Annotated in this window: 29 protein-coding genes; 7 read left to right on the forward strand and 22 right to left on the reverse strand. The window is 36.3% G+C overall.

The genetic code is table 11. The features are described from left to right. Positions 1-7: 7 nt before the first annotated feature. Positions 8-277, reverse strand: coding sequence for a LysO family transporter (locus ACP5Q2_RS06465; RefSeq protein ID WP_428098405.1), 270 nt, complete (start codon positions 275-277; stop codon positions 8-10). A 3-nt stretch (positions 278-280) separates the two neighbouring features. Next, on the reverse strand, positions 281-1,714 hold the full coding sequence (purB, locus tag ACP5Q2_RS06470; RefSeq protein WP_428098408.1) for an adenylosuccinate lyase: 1,434 nt from the start codon (positions 1,712-1,714) through the stop codon (positions 281-283). 127 nt (positions 1,715-1,841) lie between these two features. Between purB and ACP5Q2_RS06475 the strand changes: the two genes are divergently transcribed. Beyond that, positions 1,842-2,933 carry a TRAP transporter substrate-binding protein gene (locus ACP5Q2_RS06475; protein WP_428098411.1) on the forward strand — a complete coding sequence of 364 codons (1,092 nt, stop codon included), beginning with the start codon at positions 1,842-1,844 and terminating at the stop codon, positions 2,931-2,933. 31 nt (positions 2,934-2,964) lie between these two features. On the opposite strand, the gene ACP5Q2_RS06480 is transcribed toward ACP5Q2_RS06475, so the two are convergent. The 3 genes from ACP5Q2_RS06480 to ACP5Q2_RS06490 all read right to left on the reverse strand — a co-directional run bounded on the left by ACP5Q2_RS06480 (position 2,965) and on the right by ACP5Q2_RS06490 (position 6,606). Then, positions 2,965-4,275: a TRAP transporter large permease gene (locus tag ACP5Q2_RS06480; RefSeq protein ID WP_428098414.1), complete on the reverse strand. Its 1,311-nt coding sequence runs from the start codon at positions 4,273-4,275 to the stop codon at positions 2,965-2,967. 9 nt (positions 4,276-4,284) lie between these two features. Next, the gene (locus ACP5Q2_RS06485; RefSeq protein WP_428098417.1) at positions 4,285-4,812 is read right to left on the reverse strand and encodes a TRAP transporter small permease subunit; all 528 of its coding nucleotides are present in this window, start codon (positions 4,810-4,812) and stop codon (positions 4,285-4,287) included. Positions 4,813-4,962: 150 nt separating this feature from the next. After that, the gene (locus ACP5Q2_RS06490; RefSeq protein WP_428098419.1) at positions 4,963-6,606 is read right to left on the reverse strand and encodes a putative manganese-dependent inorganic diphosphatase; all 1,644 of its coding nucleotides are present in this window, start codon (positions 6,604-6,606) and stop codon (positions 4,963-4,965) included. Between the two features lie 102 nt (positions 6,607-6,708). Between ACP5Q2_RS06490 and ACP5Q2_RS06495 the strand changes: the two genes are divergently transcribed. Genes ACP5Q2_RS06495 through traF form a run of 3 tightly spaced genes read left to right on the forward strand, consistent with a single transcriptional unit; the run spans position 6,709 to position 9,035 of the window. Further along, entirely contained in the window at positions 6,709-7,053 is a 345-nt protein-coding gene (locus tag ACP5Q2_RS06495; protein ID WP_428098422.1) for an STAS domain-containing protein, read from the forward strand. 5 nt (positions 7,054-7,058) lie between these two features. After that, positions 7,059-7,490, forward strand: a complete 432-nt coding sequence (locus ACP5Q2_RS06500) for an ATP-binding protein (RefSeq protein ID WP_424605158.1) — start codon at positions 7,059-7,061, stop codon at positions 7,488-7,490. A gap of 60 nt (positions 7,491-7,550) precedes the next feature. Continuing rightward, complete coding sequence (traF, locus tag ACP5Q2_RS06505; RefSeq protein ID WP_428098425.1) at positions 7,551-9,035, forward strand: conjugal transfer protein TraF; 1,485 nt, start codon at positions 7,551-7,553, stop codon at positions 9,033-9,035. 36 nt (positions 9,036-9,071) lie between these two features. On the opposite strand, the gene ACP5Q2_RS06510 is transcribed toward traF, so the two are convergent. The 16 genes from ACP5Q2_RS06510 to mnmH all read right to left on the reverse strand — a co-directional run bounded on the left by ACP5Q2_RS06510 (position 9,072) and on the right by mnmH (position 21,910). Next, a complete protein-coding gene (locus ACP5Q2_RS06510; protein WP_428098428.1) occupies positions 9,072-9,512 on the reverse strand; it encodes a TlpA family protein disulfide reductase in 441 nt (146 codons plus the stop codon). A gap of 62 nt (positions 9,513-9,574) precedes the next feature. Beyond that, on the reverse strand, positions 9,575-9,775 hold the full coding sequence (gene thiS / locus ACP5Q2_RS06515) for a sulfur carrier protein ThiS (RefSeq protein WP_424605155.1): 201 nt from the start codon (positions 9,773-9,775) through the stop codon (positions 9,575-9,577). Continuing rightward, complete coding sequence (gene thiF, locus ACP5Q2_RS06520) at positions 9,772-10,575, reverse strand: sulfur carrier protein ThiS adenylyltransferase ThiF (RefSeq protein WP_428098431.1); 804 nt, start codon at positions 10,573-10,575, stop codon at positions 9,772-9,774. Before thiF ends, thiS begins: the two co-directional genes overlap by 4 nt. Before the next feature lie 42 nt (positions 10,576-10,617). Continuing rightward, positions 10,618-11,478, reverse strand: coding sequence for a zinc metalloprotease HtpX (gene htpX / locus ACP5Q2_RS06525; protein WP_428098434.1), 861 nt, complete (start codon positions 11,476-11,478; stop codon positions 10,618-10,620). Continuing rightward, positions 11,465-12,181: a DUF116 domain-containing protein gene (locus ACP5Q2_RS06530; protein ID WP_428098436.1), complete on the reverse strand. Its 717-nt coding sequence runs from the start codon at positions 12,179-12,181 to the stop codon at positions 11,465-11,467. Before ACP5Q2_RS06530 ends, htpX begins: the two co-directional genes overlap by 14 nt. Positions 12,182-12,239: 58 nt before the next feature. Beyond that, a complete protein-coding gene (gene fmt, locus ACP5Q2_RS06535; RefSeq protein ID WP_424605151.1) occupies positions 12,240-13,163 on the reverse strand; it encodes a methionyl-tRNA formyltransferase in 924 nt (307 codons plus the stop codon). A gap of 10 nt (positions 13,164-13,173) precedes the next feature. After that, positions 13,174-14,403 carry an LL-diaminopimelate aminotransferase gene (locus ACP5Q2_RS06540; RefSeq protein ID WP_424605150.1) on the reverse strand — a complete coding sequence of 410 codons (1,230 nt, stop codon included), beginning with the start codon at positions 14,401-14,403 and terminating at the stop codon, positions 13,174-13,176. A 132-nt stretch (positions 14,404-14,535) separates the two neighbouring features. Beyond that, positions 14,536-14,649 carry a DUF4384 domain-containing protein gene (locus ACP5Q2_RS06545; RefSeq protein ID WP_428098598.1) on the reverse strand — a complete coding sequence of 38 codons (114 nt, stop codon included), beginning with the start codon at positions 14,647-14,649 and terminating at the stop codon, positions 14,536-14,538. 225 nt (positions 14,650-14,874) lie between these two features. Beyond that, positions 14,875-16,455 carry a B12-binding domain-containing radical SAM protein gene (locus ACP5Q2_RS06550; RefSeq protein ID WP_428098440.1) on the reverse strand — a complete coding sequence of 527 codons (1,581 nt, stop codon included), beginning with the start codon at positions 16,453-16,455 and terminating at the stop codon, positions 14,875-14,877. A 27-nt stretch (positions 16,456-16,482) separates the two neighbouring features. After that, on the reverse strand, positions 16,483-17,181 hold the full coding sequence (locus ACP5Q2_RS06555) for an MBL fold metallo-hydrolase (protein ID WP_424605148.1): 699 nt from the start codon (positions 17,179-17,181) through the stop codon (positions 16,483-16,485). Between the two features lie 179 nt (positions 17,182-17,360). Then, on the reverse strand, positions 17,361-17,663 hold the full coding sequence (locus ACP5Q2_RS06560; RefSeq protein WP_424605147.1) for an RNA-binding S4 domain-containing protein: 303 nt from the start codon (positions 17,661-17,663) through the stop codon (positions 17,361-17,363). After that, on the reverse strand, positions 17,663-18,547 hold the full coding sequence (locus tag ACP5Q2_RS06565; RefSeq protein ID WP_428098443.1) for a peptidylprolyl isomerase: 885 nt from the start codon (positions 18,545-18,547) through the stop codon (positions 17,663-17,665). Before ACP5Q2_RS06565 ends, ACP5Q2_RS06560 begins: the two co-directional genes overlap by 1 nt. Next, complete coding sequence (locus ACP5Q2_RS06570; RefSeq protein ID WP_428098446.1) at positions 18,519-19,442, reverse strand: peptidylprolyl isomerase; 924 nt, start codon at positions 19,440-19,442, stop codon at positions 18,519-18,521. Before ACP5Q2_RS06570 ends, ACP5Q2_RS06565 begins: the two co-directional genes overlap by 29 nt. A 64-nt stretch (positions 19,443-19,506) precedes the next feature. After that, on the reverse strand, positions 19,507-20,112 hold the full coding sequence (locus ACP5Q2_RS06575) for a 3'-5' exonuclease (protein ID WP_428098448.1): 606 nt from the start codon (positions 20,110-20,112) through the stop codon (positions 19,507-19,509). 6 nt (positions 20,113-20,118) lie between these two features. Continuing rightward, positions 20,119-20,886, reverse strand: coding sequence for a septal ring lytic transglycosylase RlpA family protein (locus ACP5Q2_RS06580; protein WP_424605143.1), 768 nt, complete (start codon positions 20,884-20,886; stop codon positions 20,119-20,121). Continuing rightward, positions 20,843-21,910 (reverse strand): tRNA 2-selenouridine(34) synthase MnmH, encoded by a 1,068-nt coding sequence (mnmH, locus tag ACP5Q2_RS06585; RefSeq protein ID WP_428098451.1) that lies wholly within the window; start codon positions 21,908-21,910, stop codon positions 20,843-20,845. The genes ACP5Q2_RS06580 and mnmH overlap by 44 nt, the downstream gene beginning before the upstream one ends. Positions 21,911-21,998: 88 nt before the next feature. On the opposite strand from mnmH, the gene gatC reads away from it, so the two are divergent. From gatC to ACP5Q2_RS06600, 3 genes are all read left to right on the forward strand, one after another. After that, positions 21,999-22,292 (forward strand): Asp-tRNA(Asn)/Glu-tRNA(Gln) amidotransferase subunit GatC, encoded by a 294-nt coding sequence (gatC, locus tag ACP5Q2_RS06590; protein WP_424605141.1) that lies wholly within the window; start codon positions 21,999-22,001, stop codon positions 22,290-22,292. A 9-nt stretch (positions 22,293-22,301) separates the two neighbouring features. Beyond that, on the forward strand, positions 22,302-23,753 hold the full coding sequence (gene gatA / locus ACP5Q2_RS06595; RefSeq protein WP_424605139.1) for an Asp-tRNA(Asn)/Glu-tRNA(Gln) amidotransferase subunit GatA: 1,452 nt from the start codon (positions 22,302-22,304) through the stop codon (positions 23,751-23,753). A gap of 62 nt (positions 23,754-23,815) precedes the next feature. Next, entirely contained in the window at positions 23,816-24,097 is a 282-nt protein-coding gene (locus ACP5Q2_RS06600; protein WP_424605138.1) for a hypothetical protein, read from the forward strand. Between the two features lie 21 nt (positions 24,098-24,118). Here ACP5Q2_RS06600 and ACP5Q2_RS06605 read toward each other — a convergent pair whose 3' ends face one another. After that, the gene (locus tag ACP5Q2_RS06605; RefSeq protein ID WP_428098456.1) at positions 24,119-24,823 is read right to left on the reverse strand and encodes a hypothetical protein; all 705 of its coding nucleotides are present in this window, start codon (positions 24,821-24,823) and stop codon (positions 24,119-24,121) included. Positions 24,824-25,417: the final 594 nt, after the last annotated feature.

The raw sequence follows: 25,417 nt of genomic DNA on the forward strand, positions 1-25,417 counted from the left end.
AAAAAGATCATTTCTGTTTTCCGAAAAGTTTTACAATTGCATACACAAAAGTAATGCTAAAAAAAACTGCTAATGAGGATATAATAAATGCAATAAATCCGAAATTTAAAATCTTTATTTTCAAATCGGGGTCTTTTCCTATACCGATACCCATGAAAAAAAGTAGTATAATTACGCTAAAGTTCAAGATCCACTTATTTGCCCCTTTTATGTCAATCTGTTTTGTGGCAAAGCCCAGTGCCGATCCAATTAACAAAAAAAATAGATATTTAGCCATAAGTTATACTTTTATTTCCACTTTTACACCCAAAAGATCTCTGTATTGGTCTAAAATTGGATTAACTTCATCATTAATAAATTCTTCCACCTGATGTGGTGCTCTACCAATAAAATCTAATGGATTAATAATTTTTAAAATCTCTTCCTTGCTGAGGGGGATATTTTCATCATTTGCAAGGCGATCCAGAAGATCGTTTTGACCACCTTCCATTTTCACGATTCTACCAGCATCCATTGAATGCTTGCGGATCAATTCATGCATCTTTTGCCTATCGGCACCTCTTTTTACTGATTCCATAATGATATTTTCTGTAGCCATGAATGGTAGCTCATCCATGATATGCTTTTCTATGATTTTTTTATAAACCACAAGTCCGTCTGTGATATTGATTAAAAGCTGTAAAATGGCATCTATAGCCAAAAAGGATTCCGGTATTACTACTCTTCTATTTGCCGAATCGTCAAGGGTTCTTTCAAACCACTGTGTTGCATGGGTTAGATATGGGTTGATGGAATTTGTGATGACGAGTCTTGCAAGGGAGCAGACCCTTTCACTTCGCATCGGATTTCTCTTGTATGCCATGGCACTTGAACCTATCTGGTGCTTTTCAAATGGTTCTTCAACCTCTTTGAGGTTTTGCAGAAGTCTTATATCTGTGGCCATTTTATGGGCAGATTCGGCAATGCCGGCTAGGACTTTAAGCACCTGTGTATCCTGTTTTCTCGTATATGTTTGACCTGTTATAGTAAGCACTTTGTCAAAACCCATTTTTTGGGAAACAAGTCTGTCAAGCATTCTAACCTTTTCATGATCACCATTGAAAAGAGACAGAAAAGATGCCTGAGTTCCTGTGGTACCTTTTACACCTCTAAATTTTAGATTGGATGAAACGTATTCAAGATCTGCAAAGTCGAGTAAAAAATCCTGAAGCCAGATGCAGGCTCTTTTACCCACTGTTGTCAGCTGAGCTGGCTGAAAATGTGTAAAACCGAGAGTTGGTAAGTTTTTGTATTTTAATGCAAATTCTTTAAGATTGTGTATCAGGTTGACCATCTGTTTTTTGATAAGGTTTAGCCCCTCTTTCATGATGATAAGGTCTGTGTTGTCCCCTACGTAAGCGCTTGTGGCACCGAGGTGAATTATTGGCATTGCTTTGGGGCAGACTTTACCAAAGGTATGCACATGCGCCATTACGTCATGTCTAAATTTCTTTTCCATCTCTTTGGCATATTCAAAATCTATGTTATTTAAATTGTTACGCATCTCCTCTATCTGTTCATCTGTGATATTAAGCCCAAGCTCCTTTTCTGTTTCGGCAAGAGCTACCCATAGCTTTCTCCATGTAATAAATTTTTTCAAAGGGGAAAAAAGCTCCATCATTTCCGAGCTTGCATATCTTTCTGTAAGTGGATTTACATAATGTGAGTGGTTCATATCCTCTCCAAACTTTTTTAAAAGATATTAAACAATATTAAGATTTTTTTCAAGAGAATGATTTTATACTTGATTTTTTCAAATGATGTATTATAATTAAGCGTAACTTAAACACTGGAGGTTAACTATGAGTAAAAAAGTAACAAGAAGACAGTTTTTAAAAACTGCTGGAGCAGCCACTGCCGCCGGTGCAGCAATGACAATAGGGGCACCAGCTATTCACGCGTCTCAGAAATACCTTTGGAAAATGGTAACAACATGGCCACCTAATTTCCCGGTTATGGGTGAGGGGGCTGTAATGGTTGCAAAATGGATAGAAACAATGTCAGAAGGAAGATTGAAGATTCAGGTTTATGGTGCAGGTGAGCTAGTTCCAGCTCTGGAAGCATTCAATGCAGTTAGTTCTGGTACTGTGGAGATGGGTCATGGAGCATCATACTACTGGGCTGGTAAGTCTCAGGCGGCTCAGTTTTTTGCGGCCGTTCCATTTGGATTAAATGCTCAAGGTATGAATGCCTGGCTTTATGCTGGTGGTGGCCAGCAGCTCTGGGATGAAGTATATGCAGCGTTCAATCTTAAACCATTTGCAGCTGGAAATACAGGGGTTCAGATGGGGGGATGGTTCAGAAAAGAGATAAAATCAGTGGCAGATATTAAAGGTCTTAAAATGAGGATCCCTGGTCTTGGTGGAAAAGTTATTACCAAGCTTGGTGGTTCATCCATAAATGTGGCTGGCGGTGAGATCTACTCAAACCTTGAAAGAGGGGTAATAGATGCCACCGAATGGGTTGGACCATACCATGATTATCTGATGGGATTTTACAAGGTTGCAAAATTTTACTATTACCCAGGATGGCATGAGCCAGGTACAGTACTTGAGTCTTTTGTGAATAAAAAAGCTTATGATGCGTTACCAAAAGACTTACAGGAGATAATCACCACCGCAATGTATAGATCAAATGCATGGATGCTCGCCACATTTGAATCCAAAAATAACGAGTACTTATATAAACTGACTCACGAACACAAAGTTAATCTTAAACCTTTCCCAAAAGATGTTATGGAATCATTCAGAAAAGCTTCAGTGGAAGTTATCTCTGAAATTACATCCAAAGATCCGATATCCAAAAAGGTATTTGATCATTTCACTGCTTTCAGTAAAAAAGTTGACGCTTGGGCAAAAATCTCTGAGATACCATACTATACGTCTATTATGTAATAAAAAAGCCGGGGTTTCCCGGCTTTTTATTTTATTCTGATAATACCCTAGGCAGCCACAGAGCAAGCTGAGGATAGTATATCAGTATTCCTACAGCTATAACCTGAAGTATTATAAAAGGGACTATCCCTTTATATATGTGATTTATTGTAACCTCTTTTGGGGCTACACTTTGTAGATAGAATAATGAAAATCCAAATGGTGGGGTAAGGAAGCTCGTCTGAAAATTAAGTCCAATAAGGACCCCTATCCATAGTAGGTCAAGACCCATACTCTGGAAAATAGGTCCTACTATTGGCAGAACTATAAAGGAGATTTCAATGTAATCTATGAAGAAGCCAGCTATGAAAATCAAGACGTTTACCATGATCAAAAATGTAGTGGGACTCATATTTGTCTTTTCTATGAATTCTATAATAAACGTATCCCCATGCATTCCTCTGAAAACAAGACCGAAAGCTGTTGCTCCAATTAAAAGGGTAAATACCATTGCGGTAAGGTTCATCGTATCATACATTACCGCCATTGCTTTTTCATAACTTAAGCTTCTTTTGGCAAGAGCAAGTAGAGTGGCACCGAAGGCTCCAACAGCAGCTGATTCTGTGGGGGAAGCTATCCCTGCGAATATGGAACCCAATACCGCCACAATAAGAGCCATAGGAAGTAAAAAGGCAAAAAATATTCTTCTAAACATATTATCACTTTTAAATTTAGCAAGTTCCTCTTCAGGCATTGCTGGTACCTGTTCACCTTTGAATATAGCTATAACAATAACATATAAAAGATATAATCCCACAAGTAAAAAACCGGGGATAAATGCCCCAAGATAGATATCTCCAATGGACAGGTTGAAAACACTCGCAATTATTACTAATGCAACGCTCGGTGGAATTATCTGCCCCAATGTTCCTGCAGCACAGATGATTCCACATGATAACGGTATATTATAGCCTCTTTTTATCATAGTAGGAAGGCTCAATAGTCCCATGGTGACAACGGTGGCCCCGACTATTCCTGTGGCTGCGGCAAGCATTGCACCCACGAGTATTACAGATATTCCCATACCACCTCTGATCTTGCCAAAGAGCAAAGCCATCGTTTCGAGCATTTCTTCTGCAATACCTGACTTTTCAAGCATCACGCCCATGTAAACAAAAAGAGGTATTGCCACCAAAACAAAATTTGTAACTCCACCCCATATCCTGAGAGGCATCAGGTTAAAAAGCTCAGGTCCAAAGTTTATTAACCCTAAAATCATCGATACTCCCCCAAGGGTAAAAGCCACAGGGAATCCTAAAAGTAAAGCACCAAAAACGGTTATGAATAATATCAATGCGCTCATCATTTGCTCCTAATGCTTTGTTTTTTCTGTGTAATATGATGTATCCCCCTTAAGGGTTAATAATGCCTTTAAAAACATAGATATCCCCTGGTTTATCATGAGAATAAAGCAAAAAGGGATCATGGCTTTGAGTAGGTATCTTGCGGGTAATCCTCCTGGATCTGGGGATCCTTCGCCACATTGCCATGAGGAGATGACAAAATCTTTTGAGGTGTATATTATAAAAATGCTAAATGGTATCAGAAGGATAATAACTCCCATTAGGTCGATTAAAGCTCTTTTTCTGGGAGATAGTTTAGAGTAAATTATATCCACCCTAACATGGCCGTTTTGTCTTAGAGTATATGCTGCTCCAAATAGGATTACCAATGCAAAGATATGCCACTCCAATTCCTGAATCCAAATTTTACTGCTATTTAGTAAATATCTCGTGAATACATCATAAATAATGACAAGTACAAGAGCTGAAGTTAGCCATGCTGCAATGTAACCAAAAAAACCGCTAATCTTATCGCAAATATTAATAATGGTTTTCATCTGGTCTGAAGCCTCCTGTTCATTTTTATGAAATTTTGTTTTTTAATCGTGTTAAACTATAAACTATTTTTAATTATGTTGTCAATACTAAAAAAGAGTCTATTTTGAGTTTTTTAATATTATTTTAACATTTAGTGAAAAAAAATAATATTATCTATTCGTCAAGTCTTCAAGTGCCCTGAGAAGTTCTGGAAGTAGCTGTTTTTTTCTCGATAAAACGCCAGGCAAATCATATGAATTATCATCCAATTTTTTGTATTTGATGATTTTTTCTAATGGTTTATATTTTGTTGTGAGAAGTATGCTATTTTCTGTTATTATATCAGTCACAAGCAGCATTGCCAAATGTAAATTATTTTTAGTTTTGATATTCTCGAGTTCTGAAATTAAGTTTGGCTTAACTTCTTTTAGTTCACCTATGTTCACCACTTCCACTTGACCCACCCCAAAAGAGATTCCAAACTCTGTATACATTTTAAAATCTGCATTAATGATATCTGAAGCTGTTCTATTTTTTAAACTATCCGTTGAAGAAAAGATCTCTTTTCCGTATTCGATATAGTCAAAATTTCCAATTTTGGATAGATCTTCTAATGCCTTTTTATCTTCATCTGTTGCGGTTGGAGACTTTAAAATAACGGTATCAGCAAGAATTCCGGAAGCAAGAAGATATGCAATATTGGTTGGTATCGCCACATTGTTAATTTTATATTGTTGATACACAAGTGTGCAGGTACTTCCCACAGGTTTTGCAAAAAAGGTGACAGGTTTTTTGGTTTTAATTGTTCCTAATCTATGATGGTCTACTATTTCAAGGATTTCTGCCGATTCTGCACCATCTATTGCCTGGGTTAGTTCATTATGGTCCATTAAGATAATCTGATTTTCTGGCTTTTTTATGATATCTGATCGAGTTATGATTCCCACAAGGGTGCCATTTTCATCAACCACAGGTAATCCTCTTCTGTTTTCTTTTAGCATAACCTCCTTTGCATTATCAATGTAATCATCAGGTTTAATTGTATTTGTGGTTCCCATTACAGACTTGCATGGTACAGAAAGGGTAATTCGTCTGAAGGATTCCGCAGTGTCACAATTTGATATGAATAAAGATCCAGAATATTTAGAATAATCGAAGTCAAAATCGTTAATATTTGATATGCCTGTAACTATGATGGCGGGTGTATTTTTATTCATTGCATACTCAATAATATCCCTTCTTTTACCCACGATAAGTACGGTATTTTCTGGTCCTACTTCATCAATTCTTTTTACGAATCTATCAAAAGGCATTGCTCCTATCATAACTGTGGCGAGAAATTCATCCTTTTCCCCCTTTTTGAGAAAATATCCTCCGATAGTTTTTTCAAAATTATCCAGTCTAAATGTGTAAAAAGGTCTATTAGAGTCCTCTTCAGTGACAAAAAACTGAGCTATTTCGAAAACACTCGCAATCCCTAAATATTTTCTATTATCATCAACTATAGGAGTTAACCTTATACCTAACTCTTTTACATTCTTCATAACAGTTGATAATGGATCATTTAAATGATTTGCGTACACATTCTTTGTCATTACATCGGAAACTTTTGGATAGATATCTTTTAAAAAAACTGGAGGTTCTAAGTTCAATTTTGAAAAAATATATCTTGTTTGGCTATTTAGATTTCCACATCTGGAAGCTATGTAATGTTTCGATGTATCGATAGTATTTTTTAGATATGCATAACAATAAGCAGAGCAGATGGAGTCTGTATCGGGATTTTTATGACCGATTACATATACTTTTTCCATAACACACCTTTAAACTATTTTTGATATAATTTATATAATAAAAGAAGATAATTTCAACAAAAAAGTAAAAATATGCTATAATATATTTAGAAAGGTAGTCATATGTCAGAGGAGTCTATGATAGAGTTTGTGGAAAATGAAGATTATATTATAGCCAGGATAAATATAAAACGAATAGATGTGAGCAATATTGATGAAATAAATACTTTACTTAACAAGATAGATGATAAAAAGGATCTTATTTTAGATATAAGCCAGTTACAATTTATAGATAGTTCCGGTATAGGTGTAATTGCTGGGCTATATAAAAAGTATAAGAAAAAGGGAAAAATTTTTGGACTCCTTGGGGCAAATTGTAGAATAACAGGCATACTTGATATCATAGGACTTACGTGTATTGTTAAGATATTTTACTCTATTGAAGATTATTTGAGGGTAAAAAAATGAACTCTATGATAAGATTAGAACTTACTTTGCCGAGTAACATTAAGTTGTTGCCATTAATAGGGGATATGGTGGAGACATTTATTACAAAAGCAAGGGATGAGTTGGGGAATGTGGATTTTGAAGATCTGGCATTTAAAATTAATCTTGCCGTAACAGAGGCTATTGCGAATGCCATAAAACATGGAAACAAAGAAAAAGAGGAGCTACCCGTAAAGCTTTTAATAGAGCTTGAAAAGGATGTTTTAAAAATTGAGGTGACAGACTGCGGTGAAGGCTTCAGGCTTGAAAAAAAAGAGGTTGATATCTCCAAAATTCCTGAAAACCAGGACTCCGGCAGAGGGCTTTACATAATAAAAAAGCTTGTGGATGAGGTATCTTATTCTTATGAGAATGGTGAATATAGATTTTATATGACTAAAAGATTAGTGAAAAGATAAAGTAGTTTTCGGTAGATTATTTCAGCTTTTGTGATAGTTATAACAAATAAGGGGGTTTTTATGAAAAGATTACTTGCTGTTTTATCGATTTTAGGAATTTGCTCGACGTCGTATGCATTGGAGTTTCAGCCGATAGGTGCAAGGCAGCTTGGTATGGGTGGTGTTGGGGTGGCATCCACAATTGATGCAACTGCCCAGTATTACAACCCAGCGATTTTTGGATTTTATGGGAAAGAGGGTAAAGAGACCTTAGAGAAAAAGAGGTTTGGCATCAATGCACAAATTGGTGCAGGGATAAGGTTGAATAATGATTTGGGTGAAACGATCGATGAACTTGCTAAAATCGATTATGATGCATTATCTAACATCGCCAGCAGCTCCTCAAACTTAACTAGAAACGACTTTGAAAATGCTGTTAAACTTCTATCATACTTGACTAAAATCAGAGATAAAGGGGGTGCTCTTACCTTAAATGGTAATGCAGCCGTTGCCTCAAGGATTAAAAGATTTGGAATAGGGATATACGGTCTTGTGGAAGCATCAGGTAAGCCTAATCTTGACTTAGTGAATGTGGGGTTTACCAACAGTACAGATAGTACGACTGTAAAAAATGCCATCGTAAATGCAACAGACGATGGCTCTGGTAGTAGTTCTATTACTTCTACGGCACAAAACTATTTTGGAAGCTCCACGATTTCAACATTACAATCAGCACTTCAATCAGCAGGGTTTACATCAGATCAGGCTATAGATATAATAAATACTGCTGCTTCCCAACTGAGCAGTTCAGGGATCCCATCTACATACGTAAGTAATGCCATAAATCTTGTGTCAGATTCTGTAAATGCTTCTGTAAATGGTAATACTATAGATAAAAACCAAAGTAGTATCGATGTCATCGGTATCGGATTATTGGAAGTCCCTATCACCTATGGTCATCCAGTTAATGACACCCTTGCCTTTGGGGTAAATCTTAAGCTAATAAAGGGAAGGGTATACGAGGAGAAGATAACTATATTTAACAATAATTCGAGTGATATAGTGGATAGGATCAAAGATAAATATGAGGAGTCTAACAATTTTGCAGTCGATCTGGGTGCCATATATATGCCAAACAATTGGATCAAGATAGGGGCAGTTGCAAAGTATCTAAACTCTCCTAAGTTTGACAGGCCAAATGGTGGGGATTACAAAGTAAAACCTCAAGGTAGGTTAGGGATTGCTGTTAACCCTTTTGAAACACTTACTATTGCAGCTGATGCAGACGTAACAAAGAATGAAACAGCAGTTGATGGTTACAAAAGTCAAAATATTGGTGTAGGTTTGGAGTGGGACGTATTAAAATTTTTGGCTCTTAGAGCTGGAGTCTATAGAAATATTGCCGAATCAGACATCGGTAATATGTATACAGCTGGATTGGGACTAAATCTTTACTTGATAAGAGCGGATCTTGGTGTAGCTATCTCTGGTAAGAAAAGTTCATATGATGACAAAGATTACCCAAACGAAGCAAGATTACAGGCTAATATCTCTATAGAATTCTAAACATAGATAAGGCGGGGATGACCCGCCTTTTTTATTTTAGTCTTCCAGATAACTTTTTAATTCTGAAAACGGTTTATTCCCCGGGAAGGTATCTTCCAGATGTCCATATTTATCAAATATCGCTGTGAGCGGTATGTAGTAGGCATTAAACTTTCTTTTTAGATCACCTTTGTCGATATAAAAATTAAAAGGGTATTTGACTTTCTGCACAAATTCAGTAACGAGGGAAGGCTTTTTATCCACAGATATGGCTATTATATTGATTTTGTTTTTTTTAAGGTAGTTGATGTTTTCATTTATAGTTTGTAGCAGAGCCTTACAATATGGGCAATAGGTAGCCCAGAATACCAAAACTGTCTTATTGTAACCCTGGTGCAATAATTTGTTTAATCCAGATTCGTCTATATATGTTACATCTGCATAGGACGTGGAGATAAAGAATGCTGATATCAATAAAATTAAAACATACTTTTTCATTTATGCCTTCCCATATTTAAATAAATTTCATATTTCAGTAGAGCTTTTGTCTTAAAAATATCTTAACCGCCACCTACGAAATGAACAATTTCTACTGTATCGCCATCTTTAATTTCTGTCAAGATGTAATCTTTTTCATCAATTATTTTTCTATTTAATTCTATTACAATTTTTTTACTGTTTAATTTTAGGTTTTCAATTAATCTGGATAAAGTGATATTATCTTCCACCTCTAAATAATTACCATTTACTTTTATTTTCATATATCCCCCAAAAGTATTCTTACCGCAAGATTTGCCTGTGTATTAGCAGCCACTGCCACCCTCGGAGCCATTAGCCCCATACCTGGTTTTGCCTCAGACTCCTGATCACCTACTAAAAAAAATTTTTCTTTTATCTTAAGTATCTTAATTTTTTCAGTATCAGAATATCCAGCAACACCGGAAGCTGCAATATAAAAGCAATCTGTCATATTTTTAAGCATAAACCTGGTGAGTTTCGCCTTTTCCTCTGCTTTATCAAAGGCTTCTAAAACGACATCAAAGCCTGAAAGCAAATCAAACATGTTATTTTCGTCAATGTAGGCATCCACCGGTTCATAATTTATGTAAGGGTTTATTCTTTTTAAAGTTTCATATAGGGCAAATACCTTTTTTTCTCCTAATTGGTCGATAAAATACTGTTGTCTGTTTAAGTTTGATGGTTCTACAATGTCAAAATCTATGAATCTTATTCTACCAATACCCATCCTTGCTAAAGAAATCGCAATATTTGAACCTAATCCCCCCACTCCGGCTATCACAACAGATCCATTTTTCAGTTTTTCATAAATATTGGGGGTGTGTCTTGAAATAAGAAGATATTCCATCTCATCTTTCGACGGTATCTCAGACTTTTTGATTAAAAAAATATGATCCCCATCTTCGATCAACATATTCTCGTTTGCTGGAAAACTATTTAGTATAATAAGATCAGCCTGAGGCTTAAATTGTCTGCGAATTTGATGAAGGGTGGTACCTTCTTTTATGTGGGTTTCTTTGCCATTGAGATATATTTTTAACATAGTTAATAAGTTAAAGTAAAATAGGGGGATGACCCCCTAATTTTATAGTCTACCTGAGGCCATAGCCTGGAGACGCTCTATCCTTTTTTCTATTGGTGGATGAGTTGAGAACAGATGAAGTATACTGTTTCCGCTGAGGGGATTCATTATAAACATATGAGCAGTGGCAGGCTTTGCATCCATCGGCATCATCTCATTACCATATGCTATCTTTTTCAATGCAGAGGCAAGAGCAAGTGGTTTACCACAGTATTTAGCCCCAGTTTCATCCGCAAGGTATTCCCTCGATCTGGAAATAGCCATCTGAATAAGGGTAGCAGCAAGGGGTGCTATGATCATGGCAACAATTGCAGCTATGGCGGAAAATGGGCTTCCTCCATCCTCATCGTCGTGTCTCGAACCACCGAATATCATTGCCCACCTTGCCATGTCCGCTAAAAACATGATTGCGGCGGCAAAGGTAGCTGCTATTGTACCTATGAGAATGTCTCTATTGCTTATATGGGCGATTTCGTGGGCAATAACACCTTCTAACTCTTCAGAATCAAGTAATTGCAGTATTCCGGTTGTTACAGCCACAGCGGCATGATCTGGATTTCTACCCGTTGCAAAAGCGTTTGGTGTTGGATTTTGCATGATGTACACTTTTGGCATTGGTATGCCAGCTCTGGTGGCCACCCTTCTGACAATATTATATAAATTTGGTGCTTCTGCCTCAGTAACCTCTTTTGCCCCATACATCGATAACACGATCTTATCGCTAAACCAGTAGGAGAAAAAGTTCATCCCCAATGCTATAATGAGTGCTATGACCATTCCGTTTTGTCCACCTATCATTTTACCTATAAATAGAAATAGAATTGTAAGTAACGTCATCAACAAAGCAGTTTTAAGTCCGTTCATCTTGCCTCCTGTAATTTATTATTTCAAGTGTTTTTTCGATAAATGCTACATTCACTCTGGTATTTATACATGGACCATAGGGTCTTTCGTTTATAAGTCCTATTACTGGTAGCGGAAAGGTGTCCTGTATTCCGCTTAGCATATCCCTTTCGCAGGCCACTGCTATTATTAGATCAGGTCTTGTATCTTTTACTATTCTTCGGGCAATAGTACCGCCAGTTGCCACCTTGATATTTAAATTATACTTTTCTGACAATTTTGCAAGATCTCCGATATCGCACTTCCCACACTTTTTACAGTTAAGAATGTTGTGGGATATTTTTAGTTCACAGTTTTCTAACTGGATGCAGTGGGGGAGAAGGATCAGCAGGTTATTTACACCTCTTTCCCTTACAGACTCAAGTACTAATTCATTATTTACAGCTATGAAGGACCTTATAACTTTGTCTTTATCTATTTTGAAAAGCTTTGCAATTTTCAGGACAATAGGGAACAAAAGTTTGGTCACCAGCCCTCTTAATTTAATACTCAGCTTCGATTGTTTTCCTGAGATCATTGTAAAAACAAGTATCATAGTTGAAAAGAATAGGAATATGCCCAGCGTAGCCACGATGAGAGTAAATGCAAGTCCTAAAAATGATGAAATTTCACCTATACCTTTATATGAAATATACCATATAAGACCTATAAATGATATCACCATTAGAGATGTGCAAAATAGGAAAAATATAAAAATCCGCTTCTTTTCGGGTGATAAAAAGTTATTCAAACATGTCCCCTACATTTATGGTGTTGCCAGACAGGAAGCTTTTTGTGTCAACTCTATTTTTCCCTTCCATCTGAAGCTCAAGTATTCTAAGTCCGGAATTGTCACCACATGCCAGTTTAAAGGTCGATTTATCCACTTCCACCACTTCTCCTGGTTTACCTTCTGATCTTACCACTTCTGCTTTGAAAAACTTTACCATCTTTCCTTTGTAAAAGCAGTAGGCTGTTGGCCATGGTTGAAAACCCCTGATCATCCTTTCAATAACTTCTGCATGTTTGGTAAAATCTATTTTTCCATCTTCTTTTTTTATTATGGGTGCATAGGTATGTGAGGCGTGATCCTGGGGGGTGGGGGTTATATGATCATAATTTTTTAATGTTTCTATTAAGAGATCCGCACCAAGTTTTGAAAGTTTTTCCGATAGGGTTATGGCGGTGTCATCCTTTTCTATGGGTATACTTTTCATAAGGAGTATATCTCCGGTGTCTAAACCTTCATCCATCTTCATTGTGGCAACCCCTGTTTCTTTTTCCCCATTGATAATTGCCCAGTTTACCGGAGCAGCTCCTCTATATTTAGGTAATAGAGAAAAATGAACATTTATTGGGGCAAAATTGGGGATGTCAAGTAAATCTTTGGGGAGGATTTTCCCATATGCGACGACGACTAAAAAATCTGGCTTTAAAGATCTGATTTTTTCTATTGCTTCCGGATTATTTTTAATCTTTTCCGGCTGAAATACCTCAAGATTATGTTCAAGGGCAAACTCTTTTACCGGAGGTGGCTGTAGTTTGTTGCCTCTACCTTTTGGTTTATCCGGCTGGCATACGACGAGTGGTACCTCAAATCCCTCTTTTAAAATCATCTCAAGAGTGGGGACAGCCATCTCTGGTGTCCCCATAAATACTATTTTCATTTAATCCTCGTTAAAAAATATATTCTTCTGATGAGAGTCTTTTTTCGATTTCGTTTAAGATCCTTTCCTCATCCTGAATGTCTTTTGCTTCAAAAGTAACTGTGAATCTCAAAAAGTGACCGGCATCATCCCATGGTACTGAAGATATCAGCTTTTCCCTTATGAGGAAATCACAGAATTCTTCGGCATTTTGAAATTTTCTACCACTTTTTGTACCTTTTGGGATTTCAAAATAGAGATAGAAGGTACCCTTTGGTTCATTGACAAAAAAACCGTTTCTTCTTAAAATATCCGCAACTCTTTTCAATCTTCTCTGGTATTTTGTGGTTATGCCGGATATAATTTGTGGATTTCTCAAAGCGTATGCTGCTGCTTTCTGTATAGGGATAAACTGTCCGGAGTCGTTGTTATCTTTCACAGTGGCAAATGCCTTCACAAGTACTTCATTACCGCAAACAAAGGCCATTCTCCAGCCGGTCATGTTAAAAGATTTTGATAGTGAATGTATCTCTATACCAACTTCTTTTGCACCTGGGACGGATAGGAATGACTCCTGCTTTTCTCCGTAAGTCAATTCAATGTATGCGGCATCATGGATAACTGCAATATTGTATTTTTTGGCAAAAGCCACCACTTTTTCAAAAAAGCTTACTGGTGCGATGGCGCCTGTGGGGTTGTTTGGATAATTAATATACAATATTTTGGCTTTTTTAGCCACATCCTCTGGCACCGCATCGAGGTCCGGAAGAAAATTATTCTCTTTTAAAAGTGGCATGTTGTAAACTTCACCACCAAGGTATTTTGTGATGGTGCCGGTGACAGGGTAGCCAGGGACAGTCATCAGGGCGTAATCACCGGGATTTATTAGGCAGAATGGGATCATAGCAAGGGCAGGCTTGGATCCTATGCTGTGGTTTACTTCTGTAATGGGGTCTATATCTACGCCAAACCTTTTTTTCATATATTCAGCTGCGGAATCTTTGAACTCCTGGATACCGTTGTCTGAATAAAACCTATTTTCCTTTTTTTCAGCTTCCACCTTTAATACATTGACGATGGATGCATCAGCCATATCGTCTGGCTCTCCTACTCCCATATCTATCAATTCTGCACCGGGATTTGCCTCAAGAGCAGCCCTCTTTGCCCTTTTGATTTTTTCAAATTTGTAGATTTTTGTGTCTTTGCCGAACATTTTACCGCCTAATCTTTCGGCTATAATGTTTTGTATAAATTCGCTCATTCTTCCTCCAGCAATTTTTGGTGATATTATACATTTTTAGTAATATTTTTCAAGGATGAAAATGTGTTTATTATCCTTTTTTCTTTATTTCACACCTTCAAATAATTTTTTCCTCTTTTATAAAATTATCTTTCATGCAGAATTTGGCAAAAGAAGCGTAACAGATCCATCCGATGCTCTGGGGAAGATATATACATAGCAATCCTTGTTTGCCTTATAAAATATCTTTACATCAATAGAAAAAATACCTTATTTATCATTTCCACACTCCCAATAATTGCTATCCCCCTTTATAAAAAATTAGCTAGATTTTATATCTATTGTAGTAAAACGAAAAAACCATAACCACTTTCCCAGATTTTATATAATTATACAGCTAAAATAAAAAAATCAAAGAAAATTATATCAATTAAGATCGTTATATATCCTTTGATTTGGTTAGTATGGCTGGAGGGGGGTATAATCATATATTTAACGAAAGTGGCATCCATTGTTTGATTTATAACCTTTTATAAATTTTAACTTATTAAGCAGTCCTAATACAGCATCTCTGTCGAAGGGGTCTGCTTTGAATTTTCTGGAGTGCTTTTCAAAGCTGATAAGTCTTTTTTCTATTATTAAGGATTTCAAGATTTCGTAATCTAATGGGTTTTTATTTTCTATTACCTTTAATATATCTGTTATCGATAAATCTGATGATGTGCTATCCAGAATAGATTTTACATAGTTTATAAATCTCGATAGTTTCAGGTATGTGGCAAGTTTTACGGGTGTAAAAAAGTTATTTGATGGTAATAGGGCGCTTGAACGGGCATATTTTAAATTGAATCTTCCATGTTCATTTAAAAAGTTTTTAAAGGCAGGACTACCCGGAGAGAGGTAATAAACACTGGAGCCTAAAAGCACCTTTTTTTCTGCAAGATAAATCATCGTGTTTATGATATCATTTTCAGTCTGGGCTGGAAGTCCCAGAATAAAGTGAACTTCAATCGGTATACCTGTCGTAATAAAATCATCCAATATTTCATTGAATCCAGAAAATTGATCTCTATTTGTCTCTTTTTGAATATGTTCACTCATATCCACTAAAGATAGATTGATCCTCTGAAAACCAGCATCTCTTACTATATTTATGGTGTCCTTATCAATTTTAGGGATGACGCCATTCATTGCAGTTAACCTCAGATTTTTATCTGATAGCCACTTGAATATATCTTTTGTGTGGGGGGAGGTGAGATCAAGATAGTCATCTTCAAAATCGATGGTGTCAAATCCCAAATTCATAAGCTTTTCCAGATCATTTTTGATATCTTCGGTATTAAATCTTTTAAACTTTACAGCTGGTTTTCCGCAAAAATAGCAACTATGGGGGCATCCTTTACTCGTCAGGGTGGGGGCTATGAACCCTTTGCCGTATCTGTAAAAATCTTTTTGGATCATTTCTCTCTTCAATCTTAAATTGCGATCTGTATCTGAATAAATCTTTTTTATTTCCATACTACCATTGCTTTTGTAGCATAGCCCAGGTATATCATTTAAGGATTTACCTTTTTTAATATTTTCCACTAACATTCTAAATGGCAATTCCCCTTCCCCCCTTATGATAAAATCAACACAGTCATATCTGAGTACCTCTTCCGGAAAAAGGGTTGGGTGATTACCACCCATCACAGTGATTATAGATTTATCCACTTCTTTTGCAATTTTTGCAATATCAACTGCCTCCTCAAAATAGGTGGTAAAAAGGGAGCTTATTCCGATAAGGTCAGGTTTTTTGGTGGAGATTAAACGTCTAATATCTTCATTCGTCATACCGAAACGGTGGTAGGTGTGAAATAGCGAAAAGGGGGAATAGTGTGTGTTGTATATATCGTCTAATTCTTTGAATGGGGGAATGGTTTTAATCGGTTTCTTAGATTGCCTGAGATCCACTATCTCCACGTCACATATATCTGATACTTTTGAAGCAATAAACAAAAGCCCAAGGGGATAGCTTCTAATTCTGGTGGTGTAGTAATCCTCAATGGGAGGTTGTATGAGGAGGATTTTCATCTATGTAGAAATATTTCTATTTACTTGTTATTCTCTGTTTAACAGCATTACGTCTATTTTCCCCTTCAGCTTATCGGCAAACCTTTTTGCATCATTTATATTACCAACAATTGAGTCGTAATGCATCGGGATTGCAAGTTTGGGGTTTATATCAAGGGCTGCTTCTGCAGCTTCGTCGGCAGTCATTACGTATTTGCCGGACACAGGAAGTAGAGCGATATCTATATTCTTAAAACTTTTCATTTCAGGTATTCTGTCGGTATCACCTGCTAAGTATATCCTTTTTCCTCCAATCTTGAAAATAAATCCAACCCAGTTTTTGTTTTTAGGATGAAATTGTTTGTCAATATTGTAGGCAGGTACTGCTTCTATCTCAATTTGGTTTATGTTAATTTTATCACCGGGTTTTAAGATTTTTATTTTGCCGGATAATTTTTTGGCACAGTCCGCCACTGTAACGATAACGGTGTCATCAGTTTGCAATTTTTTTACATCCTCCGGTGAACAGTGGTCGTAATGTTCGTGGGTGATGAGGATGATGTCGGCTTTGTCATGTTTATTGATCTTAAAAGGATCGGTGTAGATAATTTTTTCCCCCACAATCTTAAATGTATCATGTCCCAGCCAGTGAATGTCGGTCATATCTTTTACCTCCTTTGGGTATAAATTTATAGTCATATACAAGATAAACAATATCACCATTGTAGGCTTTTTTAGAGTATACATGATGTACCTCCTAGTAATAAAATATAGCAGATTATATCTATAGATGCAAGTTTCAAAGTAATATTTTACATAGGTACCTGTCATTCTGAAAGAAGGATGATTAAGGATATCACTTTTTTCGAAAATCCTTTAATACGAATAGCAGGAATAGGTTGTTTTCAGATAGAAAATAAATAAATCTAAAATATATCTTCAGAGGTTTCTTCTCTAATTTCGTCTCTTACATCTATGGTTTTGTATGAGATCAATTCCAAGTAATTGTCCAAGTCACTTTTTCCAATCTGTTTGGTGGGGATCTGAAGGATTCTCACAGTTTTTTCATAGTTCCACATTTTTACCGTGATTATATCCCCCACTTTTACGGAATAGGAAGGTTTGACGGACTTTCCATTTATAAAGATGGAACCGTCGGTAGCCACCTCATTTGCCACTGTTCGACGTTTTATTACATTTGTAAGCTTTAAGAATTTGTCAATCCTCATCAATATGTAAGGTACCTGGTAAAAATCGTTTCTTTATTTTTCTCTAACCAGCTTTTGTATACATCTTTGTACATTGTATCCATAAGAGCTGCAATCACCTTTTCCCTCTGTTCTTTGGATAGGTCGTATCTGCTTTTTATCGATTCAACGTAAAATATCTTTACTTCATTATTGGATTCTATTTCCACAAGTTCTTTTGGTTTGAGATCTTTTATCTTCTCTTTGATATCTTTTGTGAGGTGTTCGATATTTACCAAACCCAAGTATCCACCATTTTTCCCCGTTTTATCTTCCGAAAGTTGAATGGCGGCGGCAATAACCCCTTTTTCCTTTATCAGCTTTCTCACATCTGATAGTTTAGATCGATCTTTAAGTAGTATATATCGAAGTTCATATTCATCATAACTCCCTATCTCTTTTTGATGTTCATCCACATACTTTTTTATGTCGTTTTCGGTGATTACCACAAGTTGATTTATAACTCTACTTTTGAGCCTTGTGGCTAATATATCCATTTTTATCTGCCATCTATATTGTGCCATTGTGATCCCCTCTTTTGCGAGGGCTTCCTCAAGATCCTTTACAGTTATATTATTTCTCTTTATGATATCATCTATCGCTTCCTCAGCCTCTTTTTCAGTCACAACCACATTGTACTTTTTACCAATCTCCTGAAGAGTGTATTGCTCCACTAAAAAATCAAGTACATTTTTGTAATATGTCTTTATGGCCTGTGATCTTTTATCCTCATCCTGGATGGAGTATATCTCTTTTACCCTGTTTGGGTTAAATGATTCCACCTCATATTGTGTAATAATATTGTTTCCTACTACAGCTAAAATTCTATTAATAATCTCACTTTTGCTCTGTTGTGCTATTGTCAACAGCAAAATCAAAATCAGGGTTAATTTCGACTTTAACATCCTTCATCTTCTCCTTAAGATAATTTTCTAAGTATTGATCCTTTTTCTCTGCAATAAGTTCATCCAGCAAAAGATCTTTGATCTCTTCAAATGATGGTTTATCGGAGGATATAGTTTCTTTTAGCAGGATTATATGATAACCATATTCAGAGGTAACGATTTTGGATAACTCGTTGGGCTTCATGTTTTTTACCATATCAAAGACTGGTGGGAAATTTTCAATATCTACAATTCCCATGTCTCCACCATTTTCCGCCTCAGGGCCTGTTGAGTATTCTTTTGCCACATCCTCAAAGCTTTTACCTGATTTTAGAAGTTTGTATGCCTCTTCGATCTTATGTTTATCTTCATTTATGATTTGGTAGATATGGTAGTAGACTTTGGATTGCCTGGTTTTTACGAATTCTTCATAATAAGACTTCAGTTCTTCTTCGCTGATTTTTATCTCAGATTTTATTTTATCTTCGAAAAATTTCTTGGCTAATAACTTTTCTTCCATCAGCTTTTCGTATTTTTTGTCTATTCCTTTTGGGGTATTATTGGTTGTTAATTTACTGGCTATATCCATCAATGCTTTTTTATCAACGGTAAGTTTTGCTTTTTTAGCCTCCATAAGAAGAAGCTTATGTTTTATAAATTCATTTATCATCTGTTTTTTGAAATCCCTGTCTTTTAGCGTAGAAGGGTCTATGTCTGGAAGCTCAAAATAGATAAATTCAATGATATCTTTTTGATAGTATTTATCATTACCTATTACCACCACAGGTTTTTCACTACTGGAAGTGAAAATATCTTTGGATTTTTCACATGCCCCAAAGATAAGTATGCATAACATTAAGATAAGATGTTTTTTCATATTTTTTACATTATATCAATTATTTTTTTTATTCAAGTGTGTAAATTTTTTTACATATATATTTTTATTTCGAAATAAACTCAAATAGTTCAGATAGCAGATAACATCGTTCATTGAAAATTTTTCGGATCATTTTTAAAAAGATCTTTGCGGTGGCTTCGGCATCGTAAACAGCCCTGTGGCGCTTAAATTTTGAATTGATGGATACGTGATGTTTTTCTATCAAGTAGTCAAGATTGTGATATTTGAAGTCAGGGTATAGCCTCTGGGAAAACTTGATGGTATCGATTACCAAAAAATCAAAACTATCATCGATAAGGTATTCCCGCATAGCAGCCCTCAAAAAAGCAATATCTTTGGAAGCTTTATGGGCTACGAGGACAGATCCTCTCGAAAAGTCTATGAAATCATACAAAGCAGTGCATATATCAGGGGCATTTTTCAGCTCCATCTCGGTAATACCATGTATTTCGTTGGGGATGAAAATGTCAGGTTTTACCATTGTGTGAAAAGGATCCCTGATCAATTTAAAACCTTCTTCAATTTTAAAAGCCCCCATCTCGATTATCTGATCCCCATTGTCAGGATTTAATCCTGTGGTTTCAAGATCAAACACTACAAAATTAACCTCATCAAGAGGCTTATCTAATAATTCCACAATGTTTTGCATAGAATTTTAATCAGCTACTACAAATGCACCTGGAAATTGCTTTTCAAGGGTTATAAGCTTTATCTCCGCACTGGTTCTGGTTTCAAAACCGAGCAGCCTTACTCTATAAAACTTTTTACCGTTTATCATGGCTTCCACAATGTCGGCATTTAAAAACTTATCTTTTAATGCGGTGGCATTCCTTTTATCCTGAAAAGCACCTATCTGGATTGAAAAATTTCCTCTGTTTAGGTCAACAGGTTTACCGTTTAAAACAAACTGATTTGGGGATTCGGATAGAAGTGTAACTCTAACTTTTGCGGTCCCTTTTTGATCGATTCCCAGCTCCTTCGCGGCTTTGTAGGATAGGTCTATGATTCTATCCTTTACAAAAGGTCCTCTGTCGTTGATTCTCACCACCACCTCTTTGTCATTTTCAAGTGATTTTACAAGCACAGTGCTTCCTAATGGCAGGGTTTTATGGGCGGCGGTCATATCGTACATATTGTACATTTCTTTGCTTGATGTGGTTTTACCATGGAAATCGGCTCCATACCATGAGGCGATCCCCTCCTCTTCGTATTTGTGTATATAATCCATTGGATAGTAGGTTACCCCAAAAACGGTATAAGGTTTTCCGTAAACAATTTTATTCTCTTTTTCTGCGTTACTATCTGTATTTAAATTCTGTAAAGTAGATTTATTATCTGATAAGTTATCCTCAATTAAAATGATTTTAGCATGGAGGGAACTATTCAGAATCAATAAAAAAATTATCACCGGCAAAAATTGCATCGTAAAACTCCTTAATCTTTTTTACAGCTTCATCAATTGTATTATAGCTTATCTCACAGGCTATGTTTTTAGGATAAGAGTGCTTATACATTGGATCGTAGTATTTTTCAAGGATAATTTCTGTGAATTTATGAAAGTCCCCTTTTTCCAGATTTACCATAAGGTCATTGTATATTCCCTTTTCCGTATATCTTTTTATCTTTTCCAGAGAGTCTACTATCTCTTTAAGGTTGTGGGAGGGGTTGTAGTTTTTTACTGTGTAATTGATTCTAAATTCCATAGAAGGGTTGCACACAACCGCAACGCCTCCTGTAATTTTTGCAAAAAGTTTAGTGGGAATGACTACTTTACCAACTTTTTTACTTTCCCCCTCTGCTAAATATAGAGATTTATTGGTTTTAATGAGGTCATAGTAAAGTCCAGTTTCAAAATTTTTCTGATTTACATTGTCGTAGCCAGGTTCCTCAATATGCCCAAATATTGAACCTTTGTGGGAGGCGTGTTTTTCTATATCCATCACCGGATAGTTTAGGTTATTTAAACATCTCAATATTTCAGTTTTTCCGCCTCCAGTTGGACCGTAAAGGGTTATAAAAGTGTATTTTTCGATATCGTTTTCAAAAAAACTGTTTACTCTACTTCTGTAAATTTTATACCCTCCGGATAGTCGTGAAACGGTAAGTCCCGCCAATCTTGCAAAAGTAACAGATGTTTCACTCCTTAAACCTCCCCGCCAGCAATATATAATGGTGTCTTTATAATTTTCGGTTACCTTTTTGATTTTATCTATAAAATCTATCAGTTTGGGTGAGACAATTTCAACACCCTTTAGCCTTGCTTCCTTAGGACCCTGTTGCTTGTATATTGTTCCAATTATCGTTCTTTCTTCATTGTTTAATAGAGGGATATTGATGGCATTTGGTAGATGGTCAATAGAAAATTCATTTTCTGATCTTACGTCTATCAAGCCTATGTCCTGATATCTTCTTTTTTCGAGATATGCCAAATCTATTAAGTCTTTCATAGCTGAAAATTATATAACAAAAGAAAATAATTTACAATTTCTATTTTTAATTATATAGTTTTCACCAGTACATTTTTGGAGGTAGAGTGTGAACGGAATCATTACAGAAGATAATGTAAAACATATCGCAAAGCTGTCTAAACTTACGTTTGAAGATAAAGAGATTGGTAGATTTGTAAACGAGTTAAACAGTATTTTAGACTACATAAATAAATTGAATGAACTTGATACATCTGATGTTGAGCCAACTTCACACGCTCTTGATCTTACAAATGTCACCCGCCCCGATATCCCTGAAAGGATAATTACGAGAGAAGAGGCTCTTCAGAATGCTCCGGATGAGGGGTACAATCATTTCAAAGTCCCAATAATAATCGAATAGGTGATGGTTATGGATCTTTTAAATGCTTCATTGAAAACTCATGTAGAACTATTAAAAAGTAAAAAGATTTCCAGTAAAGAGATGGTGGATTTCTACCTTGGTAGAATTAAAAAATATGATAATATCGTAAACTCTTTTATCACGTTAAATTCTGAAGCACAAAAAGAGGCAGAATCGTATGATAGTGGTGCAAACAGTGACAGACCCTTTGCAGGTATCCCTATTGCTGTAAAAGACAATATGGTAACCAAAGGGCTTCTTACCACCTGCGGTTCAAATATTTTAAATAATTTTATTCCCCCTTATGATGCAACAGTTATAAAAGAGCTTAAGGATGCAGGCTTTATAATCATTGGCAAGCTCAACATGGATGAGTTTGCAATGGGGTCTTCCTGTGAGACATCATTTTATAAAAAGACTGTAAACCCTTACGATATAAATAGGGTTCCGGGAGGTTCCAGCGGTGGGTCTGCGGCGTCTGTGGCGGCAAGGCTTGTGCCTGCTTCCCTTGGTAGCGATACCGGAGGTTCCATCAGACAGCCGGCTGCTCTATGCAATATTGTAGGACTCAAGCCCACTTACGGTAGGGTTTCCAGATTTGGATTGGTTGCTTTTGCTTCAAGTCTTGATCAGATAGGTCCTATGACGAAAACTGTGGAAGATGCTGCTTTGCTTCTGGAAGTGATAGGCAAGTATGATAAGAGAGACTCCACATCCTTTAATACGGATAGTTTTAAATATACAGATCCTTATAGGGATTCAATAAAGGGTGTAAAAATAGGTCTACCAAAAGAGTATTTTGCGGAAGGACTTTCTCCGGAAGTGGCTAAGGCTACTGAAGATGCGATAGAATTTTTTAAAAATAATGGGGCAGAGATAGTGGATATAAGTATGCCCCATACAGATTATGCCGTTGCCGTATATTATATCCTTGCCACAGCAGAGGCTTCCAGTAATCTTGCCAGATTTGATGGAGTAAAATATGGTTTCAGGGAGAGATGTGAAGATCTAAACGATATGTATACCCTTACCCGTTCCAGAGGTTTTGGTACCGAGGTGAAGAGGAGAATAATGCTAGGGACTTATGTTTTGAGCTCCGGGTATTATGATGCTTATTATCTTAAAGCTCAAAAAGTTAGAACACTGATAAAAAAAGATTTTATTGAAGCATTCAATAAGGTGGACTTTATCCTCACCCCCACATCCCCCACCACGGCATTCAGGCTAGGGGAGAAATCAAGCAACCCTCTCGAAATGTATTTAAGTGATATATATACTATTTCATTGAATCTTTTCGGTGGTTGCGGTTTGTCAATCCCTGGTGGTTTTGATGCAAATGGGCTTCCGATTGGTGTCCAACTCCTTGGGAACTATTTTGACGAGAATAGATTATTATCTCTGGCATCCTTTTACGAAAGGGCTACTGGATACTATAAGCGACTGCCTGAAAATTTTAGATAAAAATTTTTCTAAAGTTTTTCAGGATTTAGTCGATAGTCGAACTGACAGGGAAGGTGACGGCTATGGTAATCGATAGTGGAAGTATATCAAACATTTTGAGGACCTATAATAAACAGCTGAAATACGGTAGGATTTCAGCTATTGTGGATAAGCCATCATCCACGGATAAGTTAGAATTGTCTCCGGAAGCTAAAAAAGCAATGTTTATCAGTAGATTGATCTCTGAGACAGATAAAGAGCTTAATATGGTTAAAATCAATAAAAAGCTATCAGAATATAACTTCTCCGAAATGACAGAGGAAGAGCTTAATAATTTAAGGGATGAGATTCTAAAAACCCTTTAACTCATTTGATGTTTATCCTCATCAATTTAATGGTATCACTTTACAAAATTCGCTAAGTATATATTCTGGGTCTTTCTCGTAGAGTTCGGCAAATATCTTTAACCTTCGATCATAATTTTTATCAATTTCGATATTTAAAAATTGATCTAAAAAAGCTTTTATCTCATTTTTTAGGAATCGCTTGTCCTCTTCTGTAAGGTAATCGATCTTTTTAACCCCTACCCCCAACTGCTCATCCCTTATCTTTCCTCTTATATAGGCAGCACCAGCAGTCATTCCACTGCATATATAATACCCCATAGGGTATTCATGATTAAAGATGTTTAATACTATCCCTATACCACCTTGGGTGAATTCCATAAAATAATCACCCATACCTTTCTCTTCACCAAGACCGTATATGGCAACAGGGGGTTTTCTCTTGTTGAGTTTCTCTTCAAAGGTTTTTATGAATCTATTCCAGCCTAAGTTGTCTAAATACCCCCTCCTCTTTTGGTACTTTATCCTTAGCTCTTTTAGGATCTCGTCATTTGTAAAATCTTTGTACTTATCGAGATTGAGATTTCTCCATTCCTCAGGTATTCCGGCTTTGATCAAAAGAAGATTTCTTACCCCACCACTCTTAGCAACCCTAAAGGTTCCACTCACCGCGTATGAAGCAAAAAGATCGCTCACATGCCCGGCAATATTGATCTCTTTTGGGTTTGAACTGTTTGCAACTCCCACATGGGTATTAGCTGGGATCGAAGTTTTAAATGTATGGTTTGGTATTACGTTGATAGTGACATTGTCAACAAATGCAAAGCTGTGGTTTCCAACGAGCCCTCTAACGGTTATCTCTTCACATTTAATACCTGTCCCTTATGTGTGCATGCTTCAACGCATCGTGCACAATGGACGCACCCTCTTCCTGCCTCTTCATCTTCTGTAGTGACTTTGACCCAGTATTTTGCTACGTTTGCGTATATCCTGTTTCAGTAGGCTCAGTGTAACGGATACTTGTTTTTACCCTTAACTCTATCTTATTGTCAAGCTTCCTAACGTTTCCACCCATAGCTAAGTTTTTTTATATTTTTACCTTCGATACAATTCAAATGATAAAAATCTCTTTTTTGGCTATTGTTGAAGTCACATTTATCCTTATTTAAAATTATTGCATAATTTTCTAAGAAAAATTCAATCGTGGATGATATAGATATATTTAGAACTTTTATTTTAGAAGCTTTCCAACTCAGACACCCATCTATACTTAAAAATTTAATCTTTTTGTGAGATATCTAAGATGGTGAAACTGCCAGAATCATAAGATCTAAAAATAGT

Source organism: Calditerrivibrio sp. (assembly GCF_049968475.1).
GTDB lineage: Bacteria > Chrysiogenota > Deferribacteres > Deferribacterales > Calditerrivibrionaceae > Calditerrivibrio > Calditerrivibrio nitroreducens_A.